At 47.2% G+C, this 17,130-nt stretch carries 16 protein-coding genes and 1 pseudogene; 1 reads left to right on the plus strand and 16 read right to left on the minus strand.

Translation table 11 applies throughout. From position 1 onward, the window contains the following. Positions 1-14: 14 nt before the first annotated feature. The 16 genes and pseudogenes from upp to rsmG form a co-directional block, all read right to left on the minus strand. A complete protein-coding gene (gene upp, locus CELL2_RS01050) occupies positions 15-644 on the minus strand; it encodes a uracil phosphoribosyltransferase (protein ID WP_038033826.1) in 630 nt (209 codons plus the stop codon). Next, positions 641-1,924: a serine hydroxymethyltransferase gene (gene glyA, locus CELL2_RS01055; protein ID WP_012310391.1), complete on the minus strand. Its 1,284-nt coding sequence runs from the start codon at positions 1,922-1,924 to the stop codon at positions 641-643. Before glyA ends, upp begins: the two co-directional genes overlap by 4 nt. 11 nt (positions 1,925-1,935) lie before the next feature. Then, positions 1,936-3,317 (minus strand): annotated as a pseudogene (gene cysS / locus CELL2_RS01060) (cysteine--tRNA ligase). A gap of 85 nt (positions 3,318-3,402) precedes the next feature. Continuing rightward, the gene (locus CELL2_RS01065) at positions 3,403-3,786 is read right to left on the minus strand and encodes a chemotaxis protein CheW (protein ID WP_241208671.1); all 384 of its coding nucleotides are present in this window, start codon (positions 3,784-3,786) and stop codon (positions 3,403-3,405) included. 12 nt (positions 3,787-3,798) lie between these two features. Continuing rightward, positions 3,799-4,203, minus strand: coding sequence for a biotin/lipoyl-containing protein (locus CELL2_RS01070; RefSeq protein ID WP_038033823.1), 405 nt, complete (start codon positions 4,201-4,203; stop codon positions 3,799-3,801). Then, the gene (locus CELL2_RS01075; RefSeq protein WP_012310394.1) at positions 4,176-4,484 is read right to left on the minus strand and encodes an OadG family protein; all 309 of its coding nucleotides are present in this window, start codon (positions 4,482-4,484) and stop codon (positions 4,176-4,178) included. Before CELL2_RS01075 ends, CELL2_RS01070 begins: the two co-directional genes overlap by 28 nt. Before the next feature lie 9 nt (positions 4,485-4,493). Then, on the minus strand, positions 4,494-6,041 hold the full coding sequence (locus CELL2_RS01080; protein WP_012310395.1) for an acyl-CoA carboxylase subunit beta: 1,548 nt from the start codon (positions 6,039-6,041) through the stop codon (positions 4,494-4,496). Between the two features lies 1 nt (position 6,042). Continuing rightward, a complete protein-coding gene (locus CELL2_RS01085; RefSeq protein WP_039446192.1) occupies positions 6,043-8,634 on the minus strand; it encodes a CBS domain-containing protein in 2,592 nt (863 codons plus the stop codon). Further along, positions 8,635-9,252 (minus strand): LptA/OstA family protein, encoded by a 618-nt coding sequence (locus CELL2_RS01090; protein ID WP_011942899.1) that lies wholly within the window; start codon positions 9,250-9,252, stop codon positions 8,635-8,637. Further along, positions 9,249-9,944, minus strand: a complete 696-nt coding sequence (locus CELL2_RS01095) for a hypothetical protein (protein WP_011942900.1) — start codon at positions 9,942-9,944, stop codon at positions 9,249-9,251. The genes CELL2_RS01090 and CELL2_RS01095 overlap by 4 nt, the downstream gene beginning before the upstream one ends. A 44-nt stretch (positions 9,945-9,988) precedes the next feature. Beyond that, a complete protein-coding gene (locus CELL2_RS01100; RefSeq protein WP_029683478.1) occupies positions 9,989-10,753 on the minus strand; it encodes a patatin-like phospholipase family protein in 765 nt (254 codons plus the stop codon). Continuing rightward, complete coding sequence (locus tag CELL2_RS01105) at positions 10,750-11,964, minus strand: S-layer homology domain-containing protein (protein ID WP_011942902.1); 1,215 nt, start codon at positions 11,962-11,964, stop codon at positions 10,750-10,752. Before CELL2_RS01105 ends, CELL2_RS01100 begins: the two co-directional genes overlap by 4 nt. A 60-nt stretch (positions 11,965-12,024) precedes the next feature. After that, positions 12,025-12,456 carry a MarR family winged helix-turn-helix transcriptional regulator gene (locus tag CELL2_RS01110; protein ID WP_012310398.1) on the minus strand — a complete coding sequence of 144 codons (432 nt, stop codon included), beginning with the start codon at positions 12,454-12,456 and terminating at the stop codon, positions 12,025-12,027. Between the two features lie 4 nt (positions 12,457-12,460). Continuing rightward, on the minus strand, positions 12,461-13,129 hold the full coding sequence (gene rsmI, locus CELL2_RS01115; RefSeq protein WP_004081030.1) for a 16S rRNA (cytidine(1402)-2'-O)-methyltransferase: 669 nt from the start codon (positions 13,127-13,129) through the stop codon (positions 12,461-12,463). Position 13,130: 1 nt separating this feature from the next. Further along, entirely contained in the window at positions 13,131-13,841 is a 711-nt protein-coding gene (locus CELL2_RS01120) for a biotin/lipoate A/B protein ligase family protein (protein WP_012896019.1), read from the minus strand. Continuing rightward, positions 13,838-14,524, minus strand: coding sequence for a 16S rRNA (guanine(527)-N(7))-methyltransferase RsmG (rsmG, locus tag CELL2_RS01125; RefSeq protein WP_038033819.1), 687 nt, complete (start codon positions 14,522-14,524; stop codon positions 13,838-13,840). Before rsmG ends, CELL2_RS01120 begins: the two co-directional genes overlap by 4 nt. Before the next feature lie 47 nt (positions 14,525-14,571). Here rsmG and CELL2_RS01130 point away from each other — a divergent pair, with 47 nt between their 5' ends. Next, positions 14,572-17,130 (plus strand): FtsX-like permease family protein, encoded by a 2,559-nt coding sequence (locus CELL2_RS01130; protein ID WP_004081033.1) that lies wholly within the window; start codon positions 14,572-14,574, stop codon positions 17,128-17,130.

Raw genomic sequence — 17,130 nt, forward strand, 5'->3', positions numbered from 1 at the left:
GTACTCACCTTCTTCTATTTTGTCCTGAAGAGTCTGTCGCCCGCATCTCCAAGACCGGGAATGATGTAACCGTGATCGTTGAGGCGCTCGTCCAGTGCCGCAACGTAGATTTTAACATCTTCGTATTTTTTCTCCACCGCCTCCACTCCCTCTGGAGCCGCGATCAGAGCCACCAGCGTGATCTTCTTCGCCCCGTTCTCCTTCAAAATCTCGATGGCCTTTACCGAAGAAACACCCGTTGCCAGCATGGGATCCAGCAAAAAGACCTCTTTGTCGTCGTTGAGAGGAGGCAGCTTGGCGTAGTATTCCACCGCCTGAAGCGTCTCCGGATCTCTGTATATTCCTATGTGGCCCACCGATGCGTTTGGAAGCAGTTCAAGAATACCATCCGCCATCACAAGACCGGCTCTGAGAATAGGAACCACCACGACATCCTTATCGTTTATACGGTATCCGATCGTTTTCGTTATGGGAGTTTCCACCTCTACCTCCTCGCACTTCAAATGTCTCGTGGCTTCGTACGCGAGGAGGAGCGTTATCTCTCTGAGCAGTTCTCTGAACTCCTTTGGACCGGTGTTCTTGTCTCTCATGATCGTGAGTTTGTGCTTTATGAGGGGATGATCCACTACAACGAGATTCTTCATATTTCCACCCCTTCGATCTTGTCGCGGTACAGAGGAAACCTTTCGCAGAGCTCCCTTACCCTCTTTGAAACCTCTTCCCTCACCTCTGGTTTCACCGTTCCGTTTTCATCGGTCACGTTTGAAAGAACCAGGTCTATCATCTCGGCGATCTCTTCCATCTCTTCTTCCTTCATTCCGCGGGTTGTAACAGCGGGTGTTCCTATTCTGATACCGCTCGCCACGAACGGAGATCTCTTTTCGTTGGGAATGGTGTTTTTGTTCACTGTGATACCACAGCTTTCCAGGGCCTTTTCCGCCGCTTTACCCGTTATGTCTTTTGGTGTGAGATCCACCAGGAACAAGTGTGTATCAGTTCCTCCAGAAACGATCCTGTAACCTCGTTTCTGGAACTCTTCAGCCATCTTTTTAGCATTTTTGACCACCTGATTTTGGTACTCTTTGAACTCCTCCGTCATGGCTTCTTTGAAACAGACGGCTTTCGCCGCTATGACGTGCATGAGAGGACCGCCCTGAATGCCAGGGAAGATGGTTTTATCCACGGCTTTGGCGATATCCGGATCATTCGTGAGTATCAAACCACCTCTGGGTCCCCTGAGGGTCTTGTGTGTGGTAGAAGTCACCACATGGGCGTACTCCAAAGGATTCGGATGAATTCCTGCAGCGACGAGTCCGGCAAAGTGAGCCATATCCACCATCAAATATGCTCCCACCTCATCGGCTATCTCTCTGAATCTTTTGAAATCGATGATCCTGGCGTAAGCACTTCCACCCGCAACGATTATCTTTGGCTTGTGTTCCAGGGCGAGTCTTCTGACCTCATCGTAATCTATCGTTTCCGTTTCCAGATTGACTCCGTAGGGTACCACCTTGAAGATCTTCCCTGAGAAATTCACCGGCGCTCCATGGGTGAGGTGTCCCCCGTGAGACAGGGACATTCCCATGATCGTGTCTCCGGGCTGGGCGAGTGCCAGATAAACCGCCATGTTCGCCTGAGAACCGGAGTGCGGCTGAACGTTCGCAAATTTGGCTCCAAACAACCTCTTCGCTCTCTCTATAGCGAGTTCTTCTGCTCGATCCACCCATTCGCAGCCACCGTAGTACCTCTTCTGCGGGTATCCTTCCGCGTACTTGTTGGTGAGCATGCTTCCCATGGTTTCTATGACAGCGAGTGACGCGAAGTTCTCAGAGGCGATCAGCTCCAGGCCGTACTCTTGACGCTTCAACTCGTTCACAAGAACTTCGTATATTTCGGGATCAACCTGTTTTACATGTTTCCACACGAAAAATCACCTCACTCGACAGTGTATTCTGTCCCCGAAGGGGTATCCTTTAAAATGATTCCAATCTCCCTGAGATGATCCCTTATTCGATCAGAAAGATCGTATCTTTTTTCCTTCCTCAAGACATCTCTCACTTCTATCAGCAGTTTGAGTAGTTCTTCAGAGGAAACTTCTTTCTTCTCTTCGTTGAGATCGAAAAGTCCCAGAACGGGGCCAAACTCCCTTCTGATCAGGTGATAGTAGAGAAGGGCATCTTCACGGTCGTTGTCATCCATCGCTTTGCTGAGGTTTCTCGCGAGTTCAAAAATCAAGGACACAGCCACCGGTGTGTTGAAATCGTCGTCGAGAGCTTCCACAAAACGATTAACGTACTCTTCGTAAACAGCGTTTCTCTTAGGTATCCCGATGTCTCCAGATTTTTCGTATCGTCCCAGGATCTCCCAAACACGTTTGACCGCCCTGGAATAATCCTGAAGGAGTTCTTCAGAGAAGTCCATCGGCGACCTGTAATGCTTTGAGAGAATCATGTACCTTAGACCGTCTCTGCCGTACCTTTTCACGGCTTCACGGACGGTGAAGATGTTTCCCGTCGATTTGCTCATCTTGTCACCGAGGAACCTGACCATGCCGTTGTGCATCCAGTATCTCGCGAAAACCTTACCGGTCAGAGCCTCGGCCTGGGCCTTCTCGTTCTCGTGGTGCGGAAACACGAGATCTTCCCCACCCGCGTGTATATCGAAACTCTCTCCCAGGATTTTTACGGACATAACCGTACACTCTATGTGCCAACCTGGTCTTCCCTCTCCCCAGGGAGACTTCCAGCAGGGTTCACCAGGTTTGGCCTTTTTCCAGAGAGAGAAATCGAGAGGAAACTTCTTCGTTTCGTCCACCTCGACCCTGGCACCCGCGATGAGATCCTCTATCTTCTTTTTTGAGAGTTCACCGTACTTTTCGAACTTTCTCACGTCGAAATAGACACCCGTTTCCGTTTGATACGCAACCCCTTTTTCTACAAGTCTTTCTATTATCTCAACAATATCGTCGACGAAATCGGTGGTTCTTGGATGAAAATTCGCCGGTCTTATACCGAGGGCATGAGCGTCTCTCCAGTACTCGGCTATGAAGGTATCCGCCACGGTCTTGTAATCGACACCGAGCTGATTCGCCTTGTTTATGATCTTGTCGTCTATATCTGTGAAATTCTGAACCATTATGACCCTGTAACCCCTGTACTCGAGGTACCTCCTGAACACATCGAATACCACCGCGGGTCTCGCGTTCCCTACGTGGATGAGGTCGTACACGGTGGGTCCGCACACGTACATCCTCACAACACCGGGTTGAATGGGCACAAATTCTTCTTTTTTCCTGTCAGGGTGTTGGTTATTCTCATCGATGCACCTCCTGTTTTCACACGTTGATGTTGCTGATCTCCACCAGTTCCTCCGAAGTGAGAACCTCTTCTATGTTCAGAATGATCACAATATCGTCACGAACTTTAGCAAGCCCGAGAATGTATTTTTTCCTTTTCCCGAAAGACTCTGAGGAGGCTGTTCGATGTCACTCTCTGTGAGGGTCAAAACCTCGCTCACATCGTCCACTAAGAAACCTACCAGTGTGTCTTTCACCATCGAAACAATGATTTTCGCCTTCTTTTTGTCTTCCATATCCGACATCTTGAACTTCTTTCTGAGATTCACCACCGGAATGATCTTTCCTCTGAGGTTCATGACTCCCTCTATGTACTCTGCCGTCTCTGGAACAGGAACGATCTTTTCCACTTCGACGATGCTCTCCACTTTCATGATGTCAACACCGAACACCTGATTTCCCAGCTTGAACGTCACCACTTTCAGTTCCATTTTCATCCCCCCTTACACGATCTTCATGAGTATCTGACCTGTTTCTATGTTGTCTCCCTCTTTCACGAGGATCTCCTTTACTGTTCCAGAAAACTCGGACTGAAGCTCGTTTTCCATCTTCATGGCTTCAAAGACAAGCAGTTTATCTCCCACGTTCACCTTTTGACCCTCTTTTACAAGCAACTTCAACACGATGCCCGCCATGGGAGCCTTAACCAGTTTTTCTTCCTGATCTGGAGACTCTTCTTTTTCCATCACAACTGGTTTTGGTTCTTCCTTGGGAATTTCCTGAATTACTTTCTGAGACACTTCTTTCGCTGGTTTCTCAGCTGATTCCTTTTTACGAACGTTTCCTATTTCTTCCACTTCCACAATGTATTCCTTTCCGTTCACCACCACTCTGAACTTTCTGACCATCTTCTCCTCCTCCAGCCAGTTTTTTTCCACGCTTCGTACCCTCGTTTTTCTCTGCTTTTTTTCACAGAAACTATTCTGTATTCACCTTCGATTACCTGCGAAAGCACCGCCGAGATAACTGCTATCAATTCTTCGTTCTCTCCTGAATACCTGGTCTTCTTTTCTTCAACAACAGCGGGTCTCTCTTTTCCCGAGAAGAATTTCAAAACAATAGAGAAGAAATACAGAATAAGAAATACAAAAAATACTGTCACTATTCCGAACAGAAAGATGGTGATCATTACCTCACCTCACAGAGGGATGTTTCCATGCTTTTTCTTCGGCCTGTACTCAACTTTCGTTTCGCAGACCTCAAGTGCCCTCATTATGTATTTTCTTGTCTCTCTCGGATCTATCACCGCGTCCACGTATCCTCTGCTCGCTGCTATGTACGGATTCGCGAACTGCTGTTTGTATTCTTCGATGAGCTTTCTTCTCGTTTCTTCTGGATTGGAAGAAGCCTCTATTTCCCTTTTGAAGATAATATTCGCAGCGCCTTCAGGCCCCATGACCGCGATTTCAGCGGACGGCCAGGCAAGCACCATATCCGCCCCCAGATGTTTGCTTCCCATGGCGATGTACGCTCCTCCATAGGCCTTTCGGAGAATGACCGTGATCTTCGGGACCGTTGCCTCGCTGTACGCGTAGAGCAGCTTCGCTCCATGTCTTATGATACCGCCGTGTTCCTGAGCGACACCGGGGAGATAACCAGGAGTGTCCACGAAGGTCAGAATAGGAATATTGAAGGCGTCAAGGAACCTGATGAAACGCGCCGCTTTGTCGGAGGAATCGATATCCAGAACACCGGCGAGTACGGAAGGCTGATTCGCCACTATTCCCACTGTCTTTCCCTGGATTCTGGCAAAGCCTATGACGATGTTCTTTGCAAAGTACGGTTGGACTTCGAAGAACTCTCCGTGGTCCACGACCCTTTTGATGACTTCTCTCACATCGTACCCCTTGTTCGGATTGTCCGGAAGGATGTCGAGAATGTCCTCCGGAGTTTCCAGACTGGTATCGGGATCCTCAACGGGCGGTTCTTCGGCGTTGTTGGAAGGGAGGTACGAAAGGAGTGTCCTCACCAGCGACATGGCTTTTTCATCGTTGTCTGCCAGAAAGTGGGCGTTCCCACTCCTTTGATTGTGAACCATGGCACCTCCCAGATCCTCCTGGGAGATCTCTTCACCCGTCACCGCCTTTATCACGTTCGGCCCCGTTATGAACATCCTGGCGGTCTGGTCCACCATCACGATGAAATCGGTTAGGGCGGGAGAATAGACAGCCCCACCTGCACAGGGACCAGCTATCACGGTGATCTGCGGCACCACACCGGAAGCGAGGGTGTTCCTTAAAAATATTTCGCCGTAACCGGCGAGTGCATCCACACCTTCCTGAATCCGTGCGCCTCCAGAATCATTTATACCGATCACCGGTATTCCCATCTTGAGAGCCAGATCGAGGAGTTTCGCGATCTTCTTCGCGTGCATTTCTCCCAGTGAGCCGCCCATCACCGTGAAGTCCTGAGAGAAAACGGCGACTTTTCTTCCGTTTATCTCTCCCACACCTGTAATGACTCCATCCCTTGGAAGTTTCAGCTTGTCGAGCCCAAAGTACGTGTTTCTGTGTCTCACAAACTTGTCGAACTCCACGAACGTTCCTGGATCGAGGAGTAGTTCTAATCTTTCCCAGGCGGTGAGTTTTCCAGACTCATGCTGTTTTTCTACTTTCTCAGGACCGCCACCCTGTTCAATCTCTTTCTCAATTTTCTTCAATTCTTCGATCTTATCCCTCAGACTCATCTTATCCCTCCGTTTCTAATGATGCCAGGACTTCCTCCAGTATCTCCTCTTCATCTCTTGTGTCTCCATCGAGTTTTTTCATGAGAATCTTCTCGAGAACCTCTCCAATTATTTTACCGGATGTTATTCCTTTTCTGATTAGATACTCCCCGTTTATCTTTTCGAGCTTTGTGTTCTTTATCTTCAAAAGATAAGATTTGAACAGCTCTTCTTTCTCACCGCTGAGATACGCTAAGAAGTGACAGATCGTTTCGTTCGAAACTCCCTTCACGAGAGGATAAACAAAGGAAGCAGGAACCCTTTCTGAAAGCATTTCTAAAAGAGCGGGGGCACTCTTTTCTACATGCCTGATTTCATTTATCAAATCCCTGCGAAGAGAATATCTATCCCTCACTTCTTTCCAGCTCTCGTCGTCGTAGAACTCAAGGAACACGTGGAGCACCGCGTAGAATTTGTCAACCTCTCCGAAGTTCTCCTCCACCCACGGAATGTTTCTGAAGAGATTTTCCATCTTCCCGTCCATGGAAGGTGTGTAATAGGTTTTTGGAAACAGATGTTTTATCACATCGAACTGTGCCATCCTTCTGATCGACTTCAGGGGGTTTTTCTCTTCGAGTATTTTCTCCAGTTCCTGCCTGAGACGTGGTCCAGTTGTTCTCTCAAGGTAACCTTCTTCAACGGCCTGTTTCAGGAGCCTCTCTGTTGTTTCTTCTATTCTGAAGTCAAAACGTTGCTCAAACCGAATGGCACGTAGAATCCTTGTGGGATCGTCTACAAAACTCAGGGTGTGAAGAACCCGTATTACTCCTTCCTTCAGATCTCTGTATCCTCCAAAGAAATCGATCAGCAATCCGAAATCTTTCGGATTCAGCTTTATAGCCATCGCGTTTATCGTGAAGTCTCTCCTGTAGAGATCTTTCTTTATCGTACTCATCTCCACATCGGGGAGTTTGGCGGGTGATTCGTAGTACTCCAGTCTTGCTGTTGCGATGTCTATTCTGAGGCCTCCCTTCAGAAAAAGAGAGGCGGTCATGAATTTGTCGTGTTTCACCAGTTTTCCCGGTAGAAAACGTTTAGCGTACTCGGCAAATTCCAGCGCGTTGCCTTCAACAACGATGTCTACATCGAGATTCTTTATACCGAGTAGAAGATCGCGGACGAAACCTCCCACAACGTAAACGGGCATGTTCACCTCATCACCGAACTTCCCGAGGAGTCTGAAAAGATTCAAAATCTTCGGATCCACCCGTTCCACGAGGAGCTTTGAAACGTCTCTGAATATCTGTCCGTTCGCCTGAAACACCGGCATTACGTATTTTTTGAAGGGTTTTCCGAATATCGCCCTCAGAACGTCACTTCTTGTCACGATGCCCACGAGAATACCGTTTTCCAGTATGGGGATTCGTCCTATGGCGTGCTCCACCATGAGTTCTCTTAACCTGGTTACAGAAGTATCAGGGGTCGCCACCACCAGGTTCGTCGACATGATGGATTTCACAGGCCTGTCTCCCAGACCATGGTTCATCGCCTTTTCGACCGCTTTCTTCGTAACAATACCTACCAGCCTGTTTCCTTCAACGACTGGAAATCCACTGTGTCCGGTTTGCTTCATCAACCTATCCACTTCTTTTATCGTCATGTTAGATAGGACCACCTTCACGGGAGAGGACATGATATCTCTTGCGCGGAGGAGTGGCACCACGTGATCATGGAGTCTATTCAAAACTTCTTTCAAAACCTCGTCGATCTCTTTTCCGGTGATAGTCGCAGAGGCTGCCCTCATGTGTCCGCCTCCCCCGAGGTCTTTCATGAGAGAGCCGAGATCCACATCTGGTGAACCGGTTCTTCCAATAACGTAGATCTTTTTTCCCATCTTCACGATCGCTATGAAGGTTTCCTTTCCCATCATTTCCCAGGCTTTACTCACAATCAGCCCCATTCCCCCAACGAAATCCTCGCACTCTATCAACGAGATCGTTATCGGAACACCGTTCACTTCATAATCACGTGCGTTCTCTATCAGTTTGTCCAGCAGTTCCATCTGCTTGGGGGTGAGTTCTTCTCTTGTGTAAAGTGCCACTTCATCGAGATTTGCCCCGTTCTCCAGAAGGAATTTCGCTATCTCCAGATCCCGCGGTGTGGTTGAAGAAAAAAGGAGATTTCCCGTGTCGTCGTAGAGAGCGATCATGAAAAGAGTGGCTTCGGTGGGATCCAGTGGTATATTTTTCTCCCGAATGAGCTCAACGAGTATCGTGATCGTGGCTCCTACCTTCGATACCATTCCATCGTAAGGACTTTCATCTACGTGGTGATCGTAAACAGTTATTTTCGCCCCCTGGCTTCTCTCTCTGATGCTCTCCGGTATGCGGTCCGGAGAAGGTGCGTCGACGATCACAAGTTCTGTGATCTCACCTTCAAACTCATGATCCCAGACGAATTCAAACCGATCCGAGTAAACCTTGAGGAAATCGGAAAGATTCCTCGCTGGATTGGAAGGCAGAACTATAATGTGGTCATCAAACAGCTTCTTTGCCGCGACACAGGAAGCGAAGGCATCGAAATCGGGTGACCTGTGTGTGGTGATGACCCTCATTCACTCCACCTCTAAGGTGACGGTCACAGAACTCGCTTCCATTGTATCTTCTTCAAGATCCATGACCACTCTCTCTGCTTCCATTTCCAGATCTTTTTCTTTATCCTTCAACCTCACACTGCGGAGGAGTTCTATGATACCGTCTTTTCTTCTGTAAACCACCTCTTCGGAATTTGCCACAACTGAACCCTTCTGAATCTTCACCTCTCCAGTTCCCTGGAAAACGTCCTCTTCAAGATCGAAGGTGATTTGTTCGCACTCTATATAGATCGTTTCTGTACTGGTTTTATCGATGAACTCACCTTTCACATTTCCCGTGATAGTTCCCACTCTGGTCTCCACATCGTAAATGAGGCTATCTCCTTTCAACTCCCCATCTTCAAGGGTCACAGTCACAGATGAACTCGCTTCCGTTATTCTCCACTTTCCACTCAGTTTTTTCACGATTAAATTGTCCGCAGTCAGCGTAAAGTTCTCTTCTTCGATCTTGAGAACAACGTTTCCGGAATACTCTATCCTTTCATCAGAAGGCTTCACAAAATCTGCTTTTATGTGGATCGTCTTTGAGAATGCGAAAAGACTCACAAGGATGAAGAACGCGATCAACAACTTTTTCACAGAACCACCTCCTCAAAGAACCTGGAGAACTCTTCGTAAGCGCGTCTCGTTGTAGAAACCGGAGAAAGGGAAGAACATGCTATTCTCAAGCTTTTAGCCTTTTTTATTCTTTCTTTCTCCAGATGCTTTGTTCTGGCTGTTGTCGACAAAAACAGGTACTCGAGCGCGTTTCTGGGGGGATTCTTTTCTTTCTCCACATCGAAAAGGATAGTCAGCTCTCCTTCGGGAACTCCCGTGATCCAGGTGATGGGAACGTACCTGTCTTCGTATGGGCGGTAGAGTATCGGAAAGGAAAGAGAAATCTTGAGCGCTTTTCTCAAATCGTCCCCCTCTTTGAAAACCACTTCCTTTCCTTCAAAAAGATCGAAAACCCAGATTTCAAGACCTCCTGGGATTTTCTGTGCGGGGAACAGCGAATCTATGTACCTGTACAGGCGCTCGTGATTTCGAACACCGTTCAGCGTGTCACCGATTCTCATCAGTATTCGAAGAGCATCCACCATTGAAAGCTGATCTATGCCTTTCGTGAAGAAAGGATCGAGAAGCTTTTCAATGTTCTTCCATTCCTTCACCAGAATCGAGTACGTCCTGTTAGTAGATCTTGTAAGGAAAAAAAGAGCGCAGGGAATGGAGGAAATTCCACAGCACCTCACCGTGAAATCGACTTTCGAATCTTTTAAAAATTTCAGCACCCCTATGACTCCCAGATAAGCACCGCTATCTCCACCGAACGAAATTACCAGGGTAAAATCACTCCCCTTAGATTTTTAAGTACCTTTCTATAGATTTCTTCGTACTTATCAAAGGCGTTCCAGGGCTCGTTCACATCGTGCATCACCACAAAATCCGCCTTTGAAAGTTCTTCTCTTTCCAGGAGAATCTCCTTCCACCTGTCCATCACAAAGAACATCTCGAAATGATTCTTAAATCCGTCTTTTCTCTCTCTGTTGAAAGCGGAAGCTACGACGAAGTCTGCTCCGAGTTCCCGCGCCTGAGAAACCGGTGTGGGTGCAAGAACCCCACCATCCAGACAGGGAGTCCCTCCTATCCAGATCGGCTCGAAATATCCCGGCACAGAACTGCTCGCTACGACGGCATCTATCAGAAATCCTTCTGTCACAAGGAGAGAATCCATGTTTTCTGTATCGAAGACCACAACACCGAGCGTCTTCTTGCAGTCAGAAAATTTCTTTCTACCAAAAGCCTCTTTGAGAACAGAAAACAGCAGGTCCGCCTTGAAAAGAGAGCGCTGAAACAATCCTCTCCAGGTGTTCTCCGATTCCGTCTTCTTCAGGTCTTCGAAGTGTTTCTTCATAAGGGAAAAGGTGATGTCTTTCACCAAAGCGGGCTCTCCGTAGAGCGCGTACAGACCACCTACAACGGCTCCTATCGATGATCCGGTGATCACATCGAACACGTCTCCAGATTTCTCCAGGAAAGCAACGTGAGCCGCCCCTTTGACTCCTCCCGCCGCGAACGCTATTCCCTTTGTCACGCTCATCGCCCCACAAGAAGAATGATTCCCAAAAGAAGAGCAAGAGCACCAGCGCCGATCACCATCAGCGTACTGGTATCCATCTGGAGCGAAGATTTCTCTTTTTCTTCCACCCTCTGGGAAAGTGCTGTCAAGTCCGAAGAGAGCCTTTCGATCTTCTTTGAAAGGTCGCTCACCTGCTTTTTCAGATCCTGGATTTCACTCTCCATTGTCGTTCTGTTTTGCTGATCTTCAGCGACGGATTCTTCCAGTCCGGAGAAACGTTTATTCAGGTTTTCCAGATCGCTTTTCAGGTTTTCCACGCTGGACTCCAGCATCTGAAATTTTGCTGTTGTCTGAAGGATACTCTTTTCCAGATCAGAGACCTTTTCCTCCTGAGCGGAGACTCTGCTGGAAACGACAGAAACCTTCTGGTTCATTTCGTTTTTCAGATTCACCACATCCGAGGAGAGTGAGTCCAATTCTTTGCGAAGCTGGTTCAACTCTTCTGAAAGACTTCCTGTTCTTCCCTTCAGCATGAGGATATCCTCGCCCGCGTCCTGTTTCCATGCGAGAAGGTTGCGCGTGTCTGAGCTGAGCTGAGTGATTGCTCCTTCAAGAGAGGTCATCTCTTTTGACACGTTTTCCAGATTCTTTTCCAGAAGAGTCAGTCTCGAGGTATTCTGTTGTGAACTCTCTTCAAGCTTCTTGAGGTTTTTTTCCACAACGTCTATTCTCCTCAGTATCTCCGAATCTATTCCAGCCGTTTCCTGCTTGAAGCTGGTGAAAGCCAGAGATAAATTGTTGAACGCTTCTTCCAGAGAATCGATCTTTGTCTTCAACTCTGAAACTTCACTCGCCGTGGAGGTAATTTCGAGTACAGCAGAATCAACACGAGAGTTCAAAGAATTGTAGTTCTTTTCTAGATTGGAAGTTCGTTCATCTAGAGCGATCGTGGCTGCTTTTACAATATCGAGCTCATCGAGCAGCGGGAGCTTTTCTTTGAGTTTTTCAAGTTCGAATCTCATGACCAGTCTGTAGATGTACTGCGCCACGTCGTATCGAGTCACGAGGAGCGCTCCCCTGAAGTTCCCCTTGTCATCGAGCTCCATGATGCCCGCTTTCACCACGTAGTTCACGGCTTCGAAAAACGGAGAGTCTGGTTCTAAATCCTTTATGTTCTGTGAAAGCAGGAGAATGCTTATCACTACCAACCCAAGAACAAGGATCTTTCTCAAAGACTTCACCTCCCTCTTCAACCTTAAAACATCCTTGAAAACACCCCGTGAACGGCCGGTTTATTGTTTGGAAAAATTTCTCTCCATAACGTCCTTCAACTCCTTCAGATAGTCGAGTATCTTTGAGGATTTTTCTTTACCAAGATCGCTTGTGATCTTCTCGATGAAATTCTCCCTTCGTTCGATGACCTTTTCTATGACCTCCTCTCCTTTTCTCGTTATAACCAGAAAGTAGGCTCTCCGGTCCGCGGGGTCTGGAGTGCGCGTCAGATAACCATCCGCCTCGAGTCTTTTCACCAGACCGGTCACCGTGCTCTTCGCAACTCCCAGCAGAACACTGAGTTCTCCTGGACGTTTGGGACCTTCGAAATAGATCTTCTGAAGAATGTCGAACTGAGCCGGTGTTATGCCGAAGTCTCTCAACACCTTTCTGCCTTCCACCTTCACCATGAAACAGATCTCTCTGAGAATTCTTTCAAAAGGTTGCTTCACGTTCTCACTCCTTCCCAGATAGCACCACTGTAATCTCACCGAGAGGTTTCTTCTTTTCAAAGTGCGAAATGGCCTCGCTCACCTTTCCTCTGAAGAATTCCTGATGAAGCTTCGTCATTTCTCTTGCGATGAACACTTCTCGATCCCCAATTATCTCCAGAATATCTCTCAGAGTTGAGAGTAACCTTTCCGGTGACTCGAAAAACACGATTACTCTGTTTTCTTTCTTCAAGGATTTGAGGAGTCTTCTTCTGTTTTTTCCGCGCGGCAAAAAACCCTCGAAGATGAACTTCGAGCCGGGAAATCCGCTCACCGCGACGGCACTCGTCAGAGCACTCGGTCCCGGAACGATATCCACCTCTATGCCTTCCCTCCAGCATTCCTCCACGAGGTTGTATCCCGGATCGGAGATCACCGGCATTCCCGCGTCGCTGACAATGGCTACTTTCTTCCCTTCCTTGAGAAGCGGCAGAATTTCTTTTATTCTTTTCTTCGAGTTCCTCTCGTTGAAAGAAAGAAGCGGTTTTTTTATTCTGTATTTGTTGAGAAGAACCATTGTTCTTCTGGTGTCCTCCGCAAGTATCAGGTCAACCTCCCTGAGCGTCTTCAAAGCCCTGATGGTGATATCTTCGAGGTTCCCTATAGGTGTTCCCACTATGATCAGCTTCCCCAAACTATCTCCTCCTCACCTCATAAAGAGGGGATCTTTCCCTCGCTTCTTTCAACATACTGCTGTCCAGCTGTATCTTCCTCGAAGTACCGAAAACCTTCTCAAACTGCGCTAAGATTCTTTCTTCCAGAGCCTTCACATCAACATCGTAGAGATCCAGGATGCCCTTCAAAGGAGGAACGTCCTCGCCAAAGATGGTTTTCAGAAGATCGATATCCTGCTTCAAAACTATGGATCCATGTTCAACGATGGACTCGGCCGTTCTGAACTGGGCACTTCCCACCACTTTGACACCGTTGATAACGATCTCGTACCTCGACGGAGCATCAAAACAAAGCGCCGTGTTTCCCCGCCTTTCGCTTGACAACTCGGCGTGCAACCCGGCTTCCACAAGAGCGTCCCTTATCAAACTGTGTACAAGCCTGTGAAATTCCAAAACAGAAAGCTTCCCAAAATTTATTTTTTTAGGGACTGCTAAACAATAGGTGATCTCCCGGTGATGGAGCAGAGCCCTGCCTCCGGAAGGTCTTCTCACAACATCTATCCAATCAGGAACGTTTATTCCGTCTTCCTTTTGAAAACGACCCAGAGAAACGGTGGGCCTTTTCCAACCGTAGAATCTGAACAACACCGAGTTCATATTCGCGGACCACTCCGCCATCAGACTATCGATGGCCATGTTCAACGCTCCAGGAAAAACACCTTTTTCAATCACAACAAAGGCCTCTTGAATGGTACACCCACCCTCCTTGGATATTTTTCAGGAGAACTCTCGTATTTTCTGAGTATCAATAGCGCCCTTCTTTCGCCGGTTTTTAGAGAATACTCTCGTACCTTTTCGAGTTCCACCTTCAGCTCTTTCATGGCTCTCTGCGCCTCTTTCAACTCTTCTATGTATGAAGGTCCTTTGTAGAAAAGAAGTTTTCCACCAGTTTTCAGTGCTGGAGTGCAGATCTCCACCAGAACGTTCAATCGCGCCACGGCCCTGGCTGTTACGTAATCGAATTCCTCTCGCCTTTCTCTGGAAAAGTTCTCCGCCCTCTCTTTGACAACAGAGACATTTTCCAGATCCAGCTTTTCTATCACTCCTCTGAGGAAATTCACCGACTTTTCTCTTGAATCCAGAAGTACCACCTTGAGTTTCGAGAAAAAGATCGCTAAAATAAGCCCTGGGACACCATTGCCTGATCCCACGTCCAGGAGTGTCCCTTTCAGTTCTTCTTTCAAAGGAAGGAGAATTTCTACAACATTTTTATGGACAGCAGAGTCTAAATCCCTGTGAGCGGTGAGATTGTAGGGAACTCCCAGGAGTTCCTCAATGTACTTATCTACCTTTTCTATCTGCGGTTCTTGAAATCTCAGTCCGTACTCGAGAAGAATGTTCTTTACTGAATCCAAAAGCGACACCTCCGAAGAAAATTCTAACATTTGTGGAGGGAACATCTGTGATCTTGAAAATCGCTCTGAGAAACTTCACAAAAAATTTGAAAATCTCCCTCGTTGTGATCTTAGGATTGGCCATCAGCTTGTCACTGGTAACGGGAGCGCTGTCCCTTTCGGATTCGATAAACGTGTGGAAATGGGAAAGGATAGAAGAAAACTTCGGCAACGCAGATGCCGTGGCGGAGCCAAAAAGCCCTTCCTTTCTCTTTTTCTCATTTGCAACCTCAAAAATCGACGATTCTGAAATAGAAAACCTGAAAAAACAAGTGAAAGGTGTTCTCCCGGTCTCAGAAGACAGCGCCAGGCTAAACAGCACTCTGGACGTTCTCGTGATAGCCACAGAACCGGAATACCTCTCAGATTTCGTTGGCGAGTCACTGACTTTGAATCCAGGAGAGGCCTTAGTTGGAAAATCCATCGCAGAACTGATGAACTTGAAGGTGGGAGACAGAATCACACTGCTTTTCTCATCGGGGAGTAAGGAATTCACCGTTGTAAAAATCGGTGAGAAAGGTTTTTTGAATTTCAAAGGCGAATCGGCGAGCCTCTCGGGAACTGTTTTCATCAACGTGAAAGATTTTGACGGAGTTTTTCCCACGAAGTGTTACCTTCACTACGATCTTCCGGTTGAAAAGCACGAAGAAACAACCATAGAAACAAATCTCAGGGTGAGGAATATAAAGTACAGCTTTCTCAAATCTCCGATCAACAAATCCCTTGCCTACGTGACACTCGCCTTTTCCGGTATTTCGATCTTCGTTGGTTTCCTGGTTTTTTACATGTTCTGTGAGGACGTGATAAGAGACAGGAGCTCCACACTCGTGACTCTGCGAAAGATAGGACTAAGAAAGATGGAAGAGTGGGGAATACTGCTTTTGGAAGGATTCATGTATTCTTTGATATCGGCATCAGTGGGTGTGTTGATCGGAATTTTCGTCGGAAAGTTTCTTTTGAGTCGTTTTCAGGAAGTCGTTGATGTGATCTCATCTTCGTTTTTCCACTTTGATAAAATAGGATTTCACCTTTCGATCAGTACACTTCTTCTTTCCCTTGGACTCGGGGTTCTTTTCCCGATGTTCCTTTTCTTTCTGAAAGCGAGAGAAATAACGGGAAAACCACCCATTTACAGAGAAATGAGAGAACAGCTGGATGTCTCTTGGAAACTCGTGATCTTTGCTGTGCTTTTGAGTTTCGTTCTTTTCTTCTCCGAACTTCGGGTGTTTTCTGTGGTTTTGCTGTCACTGATCATCGCCATCAAACTCAGAAATCCATTCATCATGATGGCTCTCGGTACTTTGAATCTCGGTATGGGGCTCTTTTCCAGTTTGAATCTTCAAAGTGAGAAAGCCTTCATCTTTTCATCTCTGAACAAAGGGTCCGCCATTTTCTTTGGTGTGACTCTTCTGGTTTTTTCGGTGGTTCTTCTTTCAAAAAACGTTTTCAACAACCTCATGTCCAGGGGCAATCTTTCCCTACTGATAGGATTGTCCTACGTCCAGCGCTTTCCGAAGAAAGGCATCACAGTTTCCCTGACCTTCGCTTTCCTGATTTTCTCCGTCACTGTTTTCAATATACTATCGGCCAGCGCGGACCGATTCGTTCAAGAAAAGGTGAAAGGAGGACTCTTTGGATACAACTTTCTGGTTCTGGAAAATCCATTCAGGTCCTTGTTGGCGAAAACATCTCTTCCCGTCCACGAGGAACTGAAAGATCCTTCCAGAGTTTACCTCTACACTTTGAAAACGGAAAGAGGAGAAAAAATGATCGCTTTCGTTGATGAATCGTTCTTTAGAAACTCAACGCTGAAGCTTCTCCGGGGATCTGCGAGATCTCTGGAAGCCTCTGATACCGCCTTGATAGGAGATCCCGTTGATCTTGAAGAAATAACAGGTACTCTGAAGTCCATCCTTCCGCTCGGTGGAAGAAAAGAAGTTAAGTTTAAAGTAGCGGGGATCTACAACAAGAACGATTATCTGGTTCCGATCGACATGATTGCACCGATTTCAAACGTTCCCAGTGACGTAAAACCCCTATCCCTGCTCCTTGGAAGAGTTGAAGAGAGCAGTGCTTCCAGCGTGAAACAGTTTTACTTTTCAAAGTTTGCCTATCCTTTCTTTTTGGATGAAGAATTCAAAAAACTCTACAGCGGAATAGAGGGGCTCGTCAGCGTGATAAAGTTCATTTTCCTGTTTGGATTCTTATCCGCCTCCTCCGGGCTCTTACTCTTCGTTCTGAAATCGTATTTTTCCAGGATAAAGATAATGGGAACACTCCGTGCCGTGGGGATGAAAATAAACCAGCTGGTAGCTTCTTTCCTGATAGAACACCTTTTCTTCCTCTTCGGAGGAATACTCATAGGTACCGTCTCAGGTGTTCTCATGGGGTATTTCGTTTCAGAAGCGATGTCTGAAAGCCTCGGAACTTTCATGGTTTCCGTACCAACAGCTTCTATCCTTCTTTCGCTCCTCACAGTGATCGCCCTTGCTTCAGCCGTTATGGTGATACCGAGCCTCATGATGTCAAAACTCTCACCACTCGAAGCCATGAAGGAAGGAGAGTGA

Source organism: Thermotoga sp. Cell2 (assembly GCF_000789375.1).
In the GTDB taxonomy this organism is placed as follows: domain Bacteria; phylum Thermotogota; class Thermotogae; order Thermotogales; family Thermotogaceae; genus Thermotoga; species Thermotoga petrophila.

Coding starts and splice junctions, on each gene's coding strand:
- CELL2_RS01085 (WP_039446192.1), bottom strand. CDS start 8,634: ATGAGGGTCATCACCACACACAGGTCACCCGATTTCGATGCCTTCGCT.
- CELL2_RS01070 (WP_038033823.1), bottom strand. CDS start 4,203: ATGGTCAGAAAGTTCAGAGTGGTGGTGAACGGAAAGGAATACATTGTG.
- CELL2_RS01065 (WP_241208671.1), bottom strand. CDS start 3,786: ATGGAACTGAAAGTGGTGACGTTCAAGCTGGGAAATCAGGTGTTCGGT.
- CELL2_RS01075 (WP_012310394.1), bottom strand. CDS start 4,484: ATGATCACCATCTTTCTGTTCGGAATAGTGACAGTATTTTTTGTATTT.
- CELL2_RS01100 (WP_029683478.1), bottom strand. CDS start 10,753: ATGAGCGTGACAAAGGGAATAGCGTTCGCGGCGGGAGGAGTCAAAGGG.
- CELL2_RS01080 (WP_012310395.1), bottom strand. CDS start 6,041: ATGAGTCTGAGGGATAAGATCGAAGAATTGAAGAAAATTGAGAAAGAG.
- upp (WP_038033826.1), bottom strand. CDS start 644: ATGAAGAATCTCGTTGTAGTGGATCATCCCCTCATAAAGCACAAACTC.